This is a genomic window from Brevibacterium sp. LE-L (genome assembly GCF_050214925.1).
GTDB lineage: Bacteria > Actinomycetota > Actinomycetes > Actinomycetales > Brevibacteriaceae > Brevibacterium.
On record NZ_CP189759.1, the window covers coordinates 1804497 to 1817811 of the forward strand.

Annotated in this window: 9 protein-coding genes and 1 pseudogene; 7 read left to right on the top strand and 3 right to left on the bottom strand. The window is 58.7% G+C overall.

All coding sequences use genetic code 11. The features are described from left to right. Positions 1-66 precede the first annotated feature (66 nt). Positions 67-1419 (top strand): APC family permease, encoded by a 1353-nt coding sequence (locus ACQE2J_RS08105; protein WP_426937417.1) that lies wholly within the window; start codon positions 67-69, stop codon positions 1417-1419. A gap of 492 nt (positions 1420-1911) precedes the next feature. On the opposite strand, the gene ACQE2J_RS08110 is transcribed toward ACQE2J_RS08105, so the two are convergent. The 3 genes from ACQE2J_RS08110 to ACQE2J_RS08120 form a co-directional block, all read right to left on the bottom strand. Next, a complete protein-coding gene (locus ACQE2J_RS08110; RefSeq protein ID WP_426937418.1) occupies positions 1912-3294 on the bottom strand; it encodes a PIN-like domain-containing protein in 1383 nt (460 codons plus the stop codon). 356 nt (positions 3295-3650) lie between these two features. Further along, positions 3651-5110, bottom strand: a protein-coding gene (locus ACQE2J_RS08115) for an IS3 family transposase (RefSeq protein ID WP_425120636.1) whose coding sequence is annotated in 2 segments (ribosomal slippage) — positions 3651-4753 and positions 4753-5110 — 1461 coding nt in all. Because the reading frame shifts where the segments join, the coding sequence is not laid out codon by codon here. 781 nt (positions 5111-5891) lie between these two features. Then, positions 5892-6599 (bottom strand): aspartate/glutamate racemase family protein, encoded by a 708-nt coding sequence (locus tag ACQE2J_RS08120; RefSeq protein WP_426937419.1) that lies wholly within the window; start codon positions 6597-6599, stop codon positions 5892-5894. Between the two features lie 105 nt (positions 6600-6704). On the opposite strand from ACQE2J_RS08120, the gene ACQE2J_RS08125 reads away from it, so the two are divergent. From ACQE2J_RS08125 to ACQE2J_RS08150, 6 genes and pseudogenes are all read left to right on the top strand, one after another. Then, on the top strand, positions 6705-7751 hold the full coding sequence (locus ACQE2J_RS08125) for a LysR family transcriptional regulator (RefSeq protein WP_426937420.1): 1047 nt from the start codon (positions 6705-6707) through the stop codon (positions 7749-7751). Continuing rightward, positions 7745-8239 carry a TRAP transporter small permease gene (locus ACQE2J_RS08130; RefSeq protein WP_426937421.1) on the top strand — a complete coding sequence of 165 codons (495 nt, stop codon included), beginning with the start codon at positions 7745-7747 and terminating at the stop codon, positions 8237-8239. Before ACQE2J_RS08125 ends, ACQE2J_RS08130 begins: the two co-directional genes overlap by 7 nt. Then, positions 8236-9828, top strand: a complete 1593-nt coding sequence (locus tag ACQE2J_RS08135) for a TRAP transporter large permease (protein ID WP_426937422.1) — start codon at positions 8236-8238, stop codon at positions 9826-9828. Before ACQE2J_RS08130 ends, ACQE2J_RS08135 begins: the two co-directional genes overlap by 4 nt. A gap of 141 nt (positions 9829-9969) precedes the next feature. Further along, complete coding sequence (gene dctP / locus ACQE2J_RS08140) at positions 9970-11250, top strand: TRAP transporter substrate-binding protein DctP (protein ID WP_426937423.1); 1281 nt, start codon at positions 9970-9972, stop codon at positions 11248-11250. Between the two features lie 421 nt (positions 11251-11671). Beyond that, positions 11672-11911 (top strand): annotated as a pseudogene (locus ACQE2J_RS08145) (ISL3 family transposase); the annotation flags it as partial. A 171-nt stretch (positions 11912-12082) separates the two neighbouring features. Then, on the top strand, positions 12083-13267 hold the full coding sequence (locus tag ACQE2J_RS08150) for a PD-(D/E)XK nuclease family protein (RefSeq protein WP_101584565.1): 1185 nt from the start codon (positions 12083-12085) through the stop codon (positions 13265-13267). Positions 13268-13315 lie beyond the last annotated feature (48 nt).

The window sequence follows — 13315 nt, forward strand, 5'->3', positions numbered from 1 at the left end:
CCAGCCAACGGTGCTCAGGGCAGTCGGTCTGAGGTGATCTCGTCAAAGGTGATAGGGAGAAGAACTATGGCGTACAACGGGTCGGTTGAGCAATTCGGATACAAGCAGGAACTCAAGCGAAGTCTGACTTTCACTGACATCCTGATTTACGGTCTGATATTCATGGTTCCTATTGCGCCGTTCGGTGTCTACGGCGAGGTCATGCAAGGGTCCAAGGGCATGCCGGCACTTGCGTACCTGATCGGCATGTTCGGAATGATCTTCACAGCCCTCAGCTATGCTCGCATGTCAGAGCAATTCCCGCTGGCGGGTTCTGTCTATTCCTATGTGGGTCGCGGGCTCAAGAAGTCTCTTGGATTCATCGCTGGCTGGCTTATGCTCCTGGACTACCTGCTGGTTCCGACCTTAATGTACGTTGTCAGTGCCGCAGCATTGACCAGTATAGTTCCAGGAGTCCCCGCCTGGGTATGGATCGTCGTCTTTGTGATCATCAATACCGTAATCAACTATTTCGGCATTGAGATGACGGCACGGATAAACAAGATTTTCATCGTGTTTGAACTGCTCGTACTTGCAATATTCCTAATTATAGGAATCAAAGCAATAGCCGAGGGTACAAACGGTGCAACGTTCAGCCTGGACCCATTGTTTAACGCCGATAACTTCAGCTTTGGGCTGGTGCTTGGCGCAACGTCGATCGCGGTGCTCAGCTTTCTTGGGTTCGATGCGATCTCAACACTGTCGGAAGAGTCCAATGGAGGGCCCAAAGCTATTGGACGAGGAATGGTCTTCTCGCTGCTGATCGTCGGTGTGCTTTTTATCGCCCAGACATGGGTGGCAGCGCTTATCGTGCCGGACTATGAAGGATTCAGCGACTTGGACGGGGCGTTTTATGCGACCGCTGAAGTCGCTGGGGGCCCATGGCTCGGCATTCTTACAGCGGTTGCAACGGTACTTGCATGGGGCATCGCTGACGCTCTCGTGGCGCAGGCCGCGATTTCACGTTTGCTGTACAGTATGGGCCGCGACCGAGTGCTGCCTCACATTTTTGCACGGGTTCATCCCAAATACAGAACCCCGTATGCAAGTACGTTTTTTGTCGCTGGCATATCCATAGTTTTGGGCTTCATCTTCATCGGCGAAATCGGACCATTGAGTTCGCTCGTGAATTTTGGCGCGCTGACGGCATTCCTCTTGCTGCATATCAGCGTGATCAATCATTTCGTCGTTCGTTCACGGAGCAGGGATCTGTGGAACTTCTTGGTTCTACCAGCTATCGGGTTCATTATTCTGCTGTTCGTCTGGGTCAACTTTGATGGCACCACGATGATCATGGGATTTTCGTGGCTGGCGGTCGGCGTGGTCATAGCCATAGTGAATGCAAAACGCGGAAAGACGATTGAATTCAATGCTGGGTGAGGCTCACCGTGTCTACGTGCACGGACTCAGCTGAATGCGTTTTGTCAATCTGGTTGCGGCCAAAAGATAACTGGTAATACCGTCACACGAGTTTGGATGCCAGTTATTTGAGCTTCGCCTTCAGCACAGGCGCAAGTAGCCACCCAAGCTAGGATGCGAACGGAAGGACGAACTGAAGTCCTGATCGTCTTGACTGTTATCCACCCTCACAATCATCGATTTATAGTTCAATTCCTTGGTCTCTGCGAACAGTTTCCCCCGGGAGTAATCAGAGAAGGTCTCAGGCATTTGTACGGCCGCCCACAAGATTAAGAGACGCCGAATAGCTCTCCACGCAAACGCAGGCGCATGGAGCTGGGTCTAGGACGAACCAGCCCTGAACAATACCGCCGTTAAAAAGTCTATTTGGAATTCCAATTGATTAGTTATGGTTGGTGTCTGTATAAGTGGAGTTGAAGCATGGAAGATGCAATACGATGCATTTTCATCATTTCAGTAAAGCGAGTTCCAGGCATTATGGAATTTTTGTATATCAATACTTTGACTACCCGCTTCAGGCCTTTCGTCAACAAATCGGGAGTCTTCTCCTCTGGTTATATAGAAATGATAGTGAGCGTCATGAAGAGTTTTTTGAGACGCAATCTCGCGCAGCTCATCCGGGGTGAAAATGAAGAACAGTATGTCACCCGATTCATTTTCCGGGCAGAGTATGAAGGATTCGTAAATTCCACTTAACAGGTCTGCTTCTGCGATCGTGTGCCAGGAAATAAAAGTTTGACTGTCAGTGGCATAGTTGCGGCTAGACGTCAAGTAGACTCGATGATGAAGCCCGGTCGGATCGGTAATGCTTAATGCATTCGCGCCCCGATTATTGCTGCCAGATAGTTGCAGTGAATCGTTAAATGATTCGATGGTGTTTGCTAATGCTCTAATGCATTCGTTTCGCCGTTGGTGGGGGTTCCGCTGAGCGCTTTCCGTTACTCGTTCTATATCGAGCTCAGTCTCTTCGTTAGATTCGACGCCGAGCACAGGTGAATGGCGAACAAGGTCTACGGGCTCCAGCAATATTAGCTGGCATCCTGTTGCTTGATTATATTCGTCTTTGAGTTCACGTCGGGCGCTAACTGACTGGCCGCGTGTCGTTTTGTTCCACCAGTCTTCTTTGACATCTGCTGTTATAAAAACAAGATCCGTCTTTTTATCGGCGCCTTCGCGGAGGAGTTGGGCCCATACCAGATAGTCGCCCGATGGTCCTTCAGGTAAGTCGGAGTCGGTTTTGTTTTCGTCGCAGTAGCCAGGTGGGATCTGGTGTTCGACTCGCCGGCGCCCCTCTTGCACCGCAGATTCCCATTCCTGTGGAGGTAACGACGATCCGACTGATCCTTCGAGTAGTCGCTCTAGATTGTTTAATATTCCATCCTCTGAGGGTTGAGTTATAGAATAGTTTTTAGTCTGCTTCCCATCCACTCGGTTTATTAGCTGTTCGAAAAACGCTTGCACATCATCTTTAATCTGATTGATCTGGTCGTCAGGCAATTTTATCTGTTTTGCCCAATTGTTTAAAGCTGTTATCGTCGATTCACGGTTCTTTTTAGTAATACGTATCGCTTCTCTGGTTGCGTCACCTAAGCTCGATATCACGGACTGGCGGTTTCTCCAGAACTCTAGAACAGCTTGATGTGGAACAAATAGCCTCTCTCCGATGGATTGTAGGATCTGCAGTATGTCGTCGACTGTTTGGTCATTGTATCTGTAAAGATCCAGCAATACGTTTGCGTCTAGTGCTATGACGCCAGTCCGTAGTGCATGGTCGATGTCAGATTGGCTGGGTATTCGGTAAGATTGAAACTCAGTATATATTCCGCTCTGATTCATAAGGATCTGCATTCCTCGTTGTTGTGCTCTGGCGATCTAGATTGGTCTGGAGTGCTTCTCAATGACTATCGTCTATGAGCTTAGCGGAAAGTGCGTTGTTTCTGAGCTTTCATAGCTTCGGGCTGTCGGCTGTTTGACAACTAGTTGTGTCAACGTGATCGGAACTAGGCAAGTCGTTCGAGGGCGTCAGCTCGGGCGCGCACAACGGCAGGTCGAGCGTTCTACGTGATCGACACGCGTCGATTGTTCAGAAGTCTCAGTGGTGCTTCGCGGCGATGTGCGTTGCTCCAGGTAATTGGTTTGCTTAGCTGATGAGGTTTCTTGGACCAGGGGCGGAACCTGTCAACCTTTTTGGGTCACTTGCTGAGCTTCGTCGTTGAGTTTGCTGGCGGGGTCTTCTCGTCCTGGTCGGGCGGGTTGATCCAGGCTGTGGTGGGCAATGCCGGCGGGACTGGGTGGTGGCGGACGAACCGCTCGGGGTGGGCCATATAGGCCTTCTCGAGGACGCTGGCGCGGTGGTCCCGGATCTCGGCGGCGTAGCCGTGGTGGACGTCGATCGGGGTGTGCATGCCGATCCCGGAGTGGCGGTGGACGGTGTTGTACCAGCGGTAGAACTTGCTGCAGAACGCTCTGGCGTCCTCGATCGAGCCGAACTTCTCGGGGAACTCGGGCCGATACTTCAACGTCTTGAACTGCGACTCTGAGTACGGGTTGTCGTTGGAGCAGTGGGGGCGGGAATGCGTCTTGGTCACGCCCAGGTCGGCCAGCAGGAACGCGACCGGTTTCGAGGCCATCGAGGAGCCGTTGTCCGCGTGGATGGTCAGCTGATCACGGTCCACGTCCTGCTTGGCGATGGTCTCGCCCAGCAGCTTTTCGGCCAGCGCCGCCGACTCGGCGGGGGCGACCATCCATCCCACCGTGTAGCGGGAGAAGATATCGATGATCGAGTACAGGTAGTAGTACGTCCACTTCACCGGACCGTGGAGCTTCGTGATATCCCACGACCACACCTGATTCGGGCCCTCAGCTGCGAGTTCGGGCTTGACCCGGGGCGGGTGCGTGGCCTGGCGGCGTCGCTCACGGACCTCGCCGCGGCGGCGTAGCAGGCGATACATCGTCGAGACCGAGCACAGGTAGACACCCTCATCGAGCAGGACCGCGTGAATCTCGGCCGGGGCCATGTCCACGAACCGCTGCGAGTGCAAGACCGCGAAGACCTCGGCCTCCTCGGCTTCGGTCAGGGCCCGCGGCTGCCGGGCCGGCTCGCGGCGCTGACGCGGCGGTGCCGGGGACTGGCGATGGCGGCGGTAGTGGGTGGCCCGAGACCGTCCCACCGCCCGGCAGGCTGCTTTGGTGCCCACCAGCTCGGTGAGCTCGGTGATCGTCTCGTCGATCATCGCTTCTCGGGCTTGTCGTTGCTGCTGGTCGAGAACTGGTCCAGCAGCGCTGAGAGTTTTCCCTGGACCTCGATCACCGCCTCGGCCTTGTCCAGATCCGACCGCAACCGCTCATTTTCCTTCCGCAACCGCGCGGCTTCCTTCTGGGCTGCTGTGGCCGGTGCCGCGCCCCCGGAGCGACCCAGTGCCTCTTTGGCTCCGCGGTCGCGCTGGTCTCGCCAGGCGCTGATCAGCGAGGTATACAAGCCCTCCCGGCGCAGCAACGCGCCTCTGCCTTCGCGGTCCGCATTCTCGTACTCTGCCAGGATCTCGGCCTTGTACTTCGCGCTGTAGCGACGCCGGCAGGCCTTGGGCGGGACCTGCGGGTCAGGGACTTCATCCATACCCCCAGAATGCCTCGACTCGATCGGAGTTGTCATCGTTGTGTTCATCGCGGGGATACCTCCTCCCGCCCTCTACGACACCAAACCGGACCATCCGGGTGTCTCATCTAAGGCTGACACAGAGGGGGGCCCGCTTTTGTTTCAGTCGGATCTTCCCGCGAAGAGGACTACTTAAAGTTGAGCTGACGCTGCGGTGTTTGCCGCCTAGGCGTCGGCACTGTCGTGAGCAAGTTTGGGTTCATCTGGGAACAGTTAGCGCAACCTCCGGTGCCAATGCTTCCGGTGATCTGCGTGCTAATTTCAGTGCACCATTACCGAATTCAAGTTGTTGCTTGCCCCGCAGTTCCTGTCGAGCTCCGCCTTCTGCAACACAGGGAGGAACGATTCCATCGTCCCATCATCACCGACATCATTGATGCTAGTCATCAATCCGCTGAGACCATGATGATGCAGAGCTGCTAGAGGTGGAGGGATCTTAACTGCGAACCTCGTTCGCTGAGGATCTGGTAGCAGGGAGCAACATGTGGGAGCCACCGCATTCTCGGCCACCGCGAGGGCGAGACCAGGCAGTATCTATGAGTCAATGGCGCAGTCGACGATCTTGCTGCTGGCGAGGTCTTTGACCGCACATACGTCCAGCTGGTCCATGCCAGCGTGATGCTTCGTGATTCCAGTGAGTGCCTAGTGAACTTGAGGGTTGCCTGCGAAAGGCAGGGCGATGCGGAGGTTATTGGTCTTGCGTTCAAGTTCGCACTGGCAGGCCGGAAACTGGGTCGCGTCGGTTTAGTGGTTGAGTGTTCATCCCGGGGAAGTTCGTTCACACCGCCGCCAGCTCCTCCGCCATCATCCACTCAACAATTGCAGCGACATGTGCGTCTACGGAGTCGATGGCCGGCAGGGGAGCGGACTCCGGCGGAACCAACAGGCCGATCTCCGTGCAGGACAGCGCCACGGCGTCGGCTCCGCGTGCCTTGAGATCGTTCATGATCTCGACGTAGCGGGCACGTGAGGCATCGGTGAATTTTCCCTGTGTGAGCTCGTCGAAGATGATCTGGTCGACCTCGAGGCACGTCTCTTCGTCGGGAACGAGCGTGCGAACCCCCTGTGCTTCGAGCCGTCCGGTGTAGAAATCATCGAGCATCGTCCACTTCGTGCCGAGCACCGCCAGAGTCGAATACCCCTGACGCTTCGCCATCGTCGCGATCGAATCAACGATGTGGACGAGCGGAACGTCAACCGATGCCTCGATGGCCGGGGCGCACTTGTGCATGAGGTTCGTAGCGATCGCGACAGCCTCAGCGCCACCGTCGACGAGGCGCTGCGCCGTCGACACAAGCGATGCGTCATTGCCCGTCCAATCCTCGGCGACCTGCATGGCGCGGATATCCGCAAAGTCGGTGGAGTCGAGAAGGATCTGCGCCGAATGATGACCGCCGAGCTGCTTAGCCACGGCATTGTTGATCTTCGTGTAGTACTCGATGCTCGAGTGCCAGCTCATTCCACCCAGCAGGCCGATCCTGCGCATATTCCGTCTCCTCAACGTCGCGATGATGTCTCTTAACTCCAGTGTGGTTCGTCTCATCTTCCTCCGGTAGACCCAGATTCCACTGCTCTGGCATAAGCTTGACTTATGGCTAATCTCTTCGAGCAGGCGCTCGACGTCGGTGATCCGAAGCGCCTCCTCATATTCGGCGCCATCGCCGAGGCCGGCAGCATCGGTGCCGCCGCACGCGAACTCGGTTGGTCCCAACCGGCCCTGTCCCAGCACATGACCGCTTTCGAGAAGGACCTCGGCGTCATCCTCTTCGACCGCACACCCCGCGGCATCAGGCTGACCACCGCCGGACAGCTCGCCCGGATCCGCGCCGCCGAGGTGGCCGCCTCGGTGACGGGACTGCGCGGAGATCTGGCGAAAGCCTTCGGCCTCGGCGGACGCAACGTCCGCCTGGCCGGATTCCCCAGCTTCGTCATCGGCCCCCTGGCCGCCGCACTGGGCCGTCTCGAAGCCGACGCCGGATCCGAAGCACCGCAGCACCACTCCTACGAGGTCGCCGAGGCAGAACCACCCGAAGCCATGGCGATGCTCGAAGACGGCGCCATCGATATTGCCTTCCTCTTCCATCACGAAGACGAAGCACCCCCAGAGATTTCCGGCCACATCACCGTCGAACTCGGCACCGACCACCTCGACCTGCTCGTGCCGGAGCGATGGAACCGAGCCGGGCAGATCCAACACCTCTCCGACGTCGCCGACCTGCCCTGGATCATGGGCTGTGTGAGGTGCCGGTCCACCGCCGAGCGACTGTGCCGACGAGCCGGATTCGAACCCCGAACCCGTCATATCACCGACAACCCCGGCGCCATCCAATCACTCGTCTCCAACGGACTCGGCGTCGCGCTGCTGCCGCGCAGCGCCCGCCGCTACTCACAGGTGGCTGGCATCGACTCGATCGTCGTCGCCGAAGCCGGAGCTCGCAGAGTGACCGCGATGATCCCCGACGGGCTGACGGCGGCCTCAGAGGTCGAGGACCTTCTCACCGCACTGCGATCCGGCGAAACAACCGAGACACCCGCGACTCCTGAGATCACCCCATCGACACCGACGGCCCCTGAGAAAACGCCTTCCCCAGCAACAGCCAACAGCATCATCGACAGCGCAGGTCACACAGAATGCTGAAGTTCAACCGAGTCCTCGATAGATGGCTGACGGTGACCACAGCGGCCGCGATCATCGTCATGATGCTCCACATCGTCACCCACGCACTCGCACGTTCGATCTTCCACGCCCCGATCTATGGAACCAACGAGATCGTCGAATACTGGTATCTGCCGATGGTCGCGCTGCTCGGCATCCCCGCCGCGCAGCTGCAGAAGGAACACATCACCGTGACCATGGCCATCGAACGTGCTCGACCGGCCACCGCCGCGGCATTCACGACTTTCGCGTGCCTCCTCGGCGCGCTCGTGTCGCTCGCCTTTGCCTGGTTCGGGTTGACCAAAGCCCTGCAGAACACGGCGATCAGGTCGACCGCTGACGTCTCCGACATCATCACCTGGCCGGTGTACTACCTCGTGCCGATCGTGTTCGTGCTGCTTGCCGTGCTCTACGTCCTCGACGCCGTCGCGATCCTTCGGCGCCGCACCACGGCAGGGGAAGAAGAGTGAACGCGAATACCGACCTCACCGGCGCACCCCTGCCGTCAGACGACTCAAGCAGCGCGAACACCACCAGCCCGCAGAGCCCGACCACCGCCACGCTCTTTCCCACAGGATCCCGCCGCGAACGGCCCGGTGCTCTGGCCCTGACCATCGGGTTCGGACTCGTCGCTGTCTGCCTCGTCGGCCTCTTCACCAGTCCGAGCGCGGCGATCGGGGGAGCCTGGTGCATCGGAATGATGCTCGTCCTCCTCTTCCTCTCCGTCCCCGTGGCCATCGCTTTGTCGGTGCCGTCGATCATCGGCGTCTACGCCGTGTCCGGGATCCCGGCGACGATGAACATCCTCTCCACCGCACCGTTCAGCGCCGTCTCGGACTGGACGATGAGCGTGCTGCCGATGTTCATCTTCATGGGCATGCTGCTCACCCAATCCGGTCTCTCCGGCAAGGTCTACCGGGTCGCCGACAATTGGTTCTCCTGGTTGCCCGGCGGAATCGGCATCGGCACGACCTTCGCCGGCGCCGGACTGTCCGCGGTCACCGGGTCGACGATCGGCATGACCTATGCCCTCGGACGAGCTGGCATCCCCGAAATGCTCAAGGCCGGTTACGACAAACGCATGGCCGTCGGGACCATCATGGTCGCCGGCATGACCGGAAACCTCATCCCGCCTTCGATCCTCATGGTCGTCTACGCGGGCATCGCCTCCGTGCCTGTGGGCCCAGCACTCATGGCCGGCGCCCTGCCCGGAATCCTGCTCGCGGTGTGCTTCGCCGCCTTCATCTTCGCCATCGGAGTCATCGCCCCGACACTCGTCGGGCGCAGCCGCACCGCCGACACCACAGACAGCCCAGACAACACCGCCCGCCGAACCACCACCTGGCGAGACCGCTTCACTTCCCTGACCGGCATCTGGGGCTTTGCCGTCATCCTCGTCGTCCTCTTCGGCGGCATGTTCTCCGGCCTCTTCACCCCCACCGAGGCCGGAGCCGCCGCAGCACTGTGCTCACTCCTGCTGTGCCTGTGGGAGAAACGCGGCGACGGTCCGTGGCGCAAGGTCGCGGAATCGGCGATGGATACGGTGGCGGCCACCTCGGCGATCTTCTTCATCATGATCGGCGCGACCATGCTCACCAGCCTGCTCGCGATCACGGGGCTGGCCCCCATCCTCACGAACTTCATCACGAGTCTGGGCCTGTCGACGGTCGGCTTCCTGCTCGTCCTCATCATCCTCTACATCATCATGGGCATGTTCTTCGACACCCTGTCGATGATGCTGCTGACCATCCCGATCCTCCTGCCCACCCTCGAGACGATGGGTGTGAGCACACTGTGGTTCGGCGTCTTCGTCGTCCTCCTCGGCGAATTCGGCATGATCACCCCGCCGGTCGGCATCATCCCCTACATCGTCCACAGCATCGCCAAGAACCCCGAGGTCAACCTCGGCCACACCGTGACCCTGCGCGACATCTTCATCTCCCTGCTGTGGTTCCTGCCCGTCGCCGTCATCTTCCTCATCCTCATGATCGCCGTGCCCGGAATGACCGAATGGCTGCCCGATCTCATCGAACGCACCAGCGGGGGAATGTCCGGCTGACCCCCGCCGAGGTGGCCCCACCCCATCCGGTGAAATCCGCCGTTCGACCGGCTGCCGCAGTGTGAGGGGAGTCATGGTAAGGGTGACCTCATCCAGGCATATGATTGGAGTGATTTCACAGCCTTCGTTCAAAGGAGTCCCATGAAGCGCATCCGTTCGGCGGCAGTACGCCCCGCCAAAGCCGTCGCAGCGGTCGCATCGCTGGCACTGTTGGCCGGGTGCGCCGGATCCGTCGGTGGCGATGGAGCCGGTTCGAGCGACTCCGCGGGGGAGGGCTTCGCCCATGACGTCTCCCAGGAAGACATCGATGAGGCTCTGGCCGACCTCGACCCGGTGACGTTGAAGTTCCAACCTTCGGCAATGTCGGAGAAATCAATCCTCGCGCCGAACGGGCTCGATGTGAAGAAGGCGATCGAGGAACGCTCGGGCGGGAAGATCACCGTCGACATCGTGTGGGGTCAGGCGATCGCCAGCTATGCCGACGTCGACGATGCCCTGGCCGACGGACGCGTCGACCTCGCCTTCACCCTGCCCTCCTACACCCCGGCCGAATACCCGGCCTTCGACGCACTTGGAACAGCCATGTCGACGTTGCCGTCATCGCCGGTGGCCAGTGATCTGGCGGCGAATGCGGCAGGTGTTCAGGCGGCGTGGGAGACGCCGGAAGTCCTTGCCGAGTTCGAGGACAAGGACCTCGTTCCGCTCATCCCGATGCTCGCCGCCGGTGGGTATTCCACAATGTGCTCGAAGCCGATGACGTCACTCGATGACTGGAAGGGCAAGCAGCTGCGCGTCGGTTCGGCAGCTGCAGGCAAGCAGGTCACCGATCTGGGTGCCACCCCTGTTTCGCTGTCCTTCCCCGAGACTTATGAGGCGCTGCAGCGTGGCACGGCCGATTGCGACCTCGGGCAGCTTGCCCCGAACGTCGAGGCCGGCACGTTCGAAGTCGCTCCGAATATCGGAGTCGCCTCCGATGCGGGAATCGCCCGTTCTGCCGGTGCGATCACCGCCGGGAAGAAGTATTCGGAGCTGCCGGTGGCCTATCAGCAGATCGTCTTCGACTCGATGTCGACGACATTTTCCACCATGATGGAGGTCGTCATCGGTGCCAAGGCGATGGCCGTCGAACAGGCGAAGGCCAACGACGGATCGGTTGAGCCCTTCGACGATGATGTGCAGAAGCAGATGGCGAAGTATGCCAAGACCCTGTCGGAGAAGACCGCGAAGACGGCTGGAGTTCCAGATGCCCCATCGACGCTGAATACTGCGGCAAACGATTGGCAGAAGAGCGTTTCCGAACTCGGCCTTGACGACAAGGGCGACTTCGCCGACCTCGACGAGTGGTACCCGAAGGACGTTTCCTACGACAAGCTCGGCGACGAGCTCTTCGACAACGTTATGGCTGAGCACCGGCCGAAGTGAGTAGGGGACTGATGCGGGGCTTGATGGCATGAACCGCAGCTGAGGGAGGCTGATCCCACAAGAATCAAGGACGTTGTCTGTCCTCGGTATCGCTCTTATGGTCAATGCCTTTCCCCCTGTGCTCATCACCGACGCCGAGGTGACCGGCTGTCCCAGCCACATCATCGATTTCCTGACTGGAACAAGTTCAGTGTCTCACTGCAGGATCAAGATTTTCGACGTTGCTAACGAGTTCGCCGGTTTGCGGCGGGACATCTGGCAGGAATATGAGCTCGTGTCCCGAACTCGCGTAGCGGTTGCGAAGCGGTGATGAGCTTATCCGACTCGTCGTAGTCGAGAATGTAGGTCGGTGACGCCCAAATAGGGCGAGTCGCCACACAGACAGAGGTCGAGGCCTTCCCCGGATGGAAGTTCTCACATAATCCAGACGAAATACCTCGACGTAGCCAGGCCTAAATTCTCCACCCCTGACCTCACGATATTCTACCGACTCGACACCCTCTATCTGTCCTGCATCGGCCAACACATCACCGCGACCAAAGCAGTCCTGGAGTGCCGACCGAATTCTATTGATAATTGGTGCCGGCAGTGTGGTGGCTATTGTGAGGTTCGGTACTCTGTTCTGCGTGGTCTGGCATATGAGCCGTTGGGCCACCGACCGGAACTGATGCAGAGGTTGGCAACCTCCATTCCTACGAGCGCCGCTGTTTATCTTTGGACTTCTATACAGGCGGGTTACCTTGACAGTGAAATCTCTTGCCTAGCGACTTTGCCGATAGTGCCCAGATGTCAACGGTCCACACAGGCATCACCTGTGGCTTAGTATTGGGCTATGGCCCGACTCTCAACGGACATGAACGACCTTGTCACGAAGCTCCTGCCGGGACTCTCTCGGAGCTTAGCCGAGCAGTTCAATATCTTTCGAGTGATGCACCACGGCACGCACGAAAAGCAACTGTCGAACATTTTTGCCTGGCTGTTGGCCACCGATACCACTCATGAACTTGGAGACGTATTCCAGCGCGCTTTCCTCGCGAGGGTCAATGACCAGTTACGGGACGACGCGCAGTTGCCGCCCAGCGGTTATCGCGTAATCCAGGAAGTCAACACCCTAGGGGATGAAGACATCGCTGACGGGGCTGGCATGGATATTGCCGACATCGTTCTTTCGAGGTCTGATGCGGCGATCGTCATCGAGAATTACGGTACCTCGGATGGACACGGCCATGACTACCGCCGGTATCTCGCCCACGGGGCCACGGACGGCAGGGCAACAGCCGTTGTTCTGCTCTGCCATCGCCATGAAGCCCACCGGCAACGAGACGGCTGGGAACAAGCCAGCATCGTCACTTATGCCGACGTTCTTTCCGACCTGCAAGCCCACGTGGAACGCGATGGGTCGTGGTGTCGGCAACATCCAGACCAGCTCTTCTTCATCCGACAGATGATTCAATACTTCGTGAAAGGCCCAGCGGCAGTGGACGTCGACGATCAAGTTTCCTTCATCAAAGCCATGTGCGAGACCGGCGAATCTGCACGGTATGGGTATCGGCCGCGGGACCGGGTAACGCAGGAGTTTGCAGAGCTAGTGGCCGAGCATGCTCGGCGACAATTCGAAGATAGCCGTACCACGCTGGCCGCAGTCAAGGATGGCTTGCGGCGCTTCGCGCGATCCGTCCTCGTGGAGCAGGTCAATGGGGCGGTCAACAAAGGGCGAATTGAAAAGGTCGTGACCAAGCTCGTTGGACAGTGGGAGTGGTCCGTCGAGCTGCAACGTGCTGATGCACAGCCGGCCTTCCGCCTTGAGTTCGGACCCACCGCCGCCGTAAAGAACGAGCGAGTGGCAGACCCAATTGACGACCCTGACTATTCTCGGGTGTTCGTCTCTCTTCGAGACGCTGAGCGGGGCGGCACTAGTCGAATGGTGCAGACCGAGGTGAGACTTGCCGAGGTCATTGGTGGCCTTTCGCGAGAGGATGGTCGACTGCGGGATGCCGTGCTGTCCTTAGAGATATAAAGGGGCTGGACTGTGACCTGCGTGCCCTTGTTGCTGCTCACGACTTTG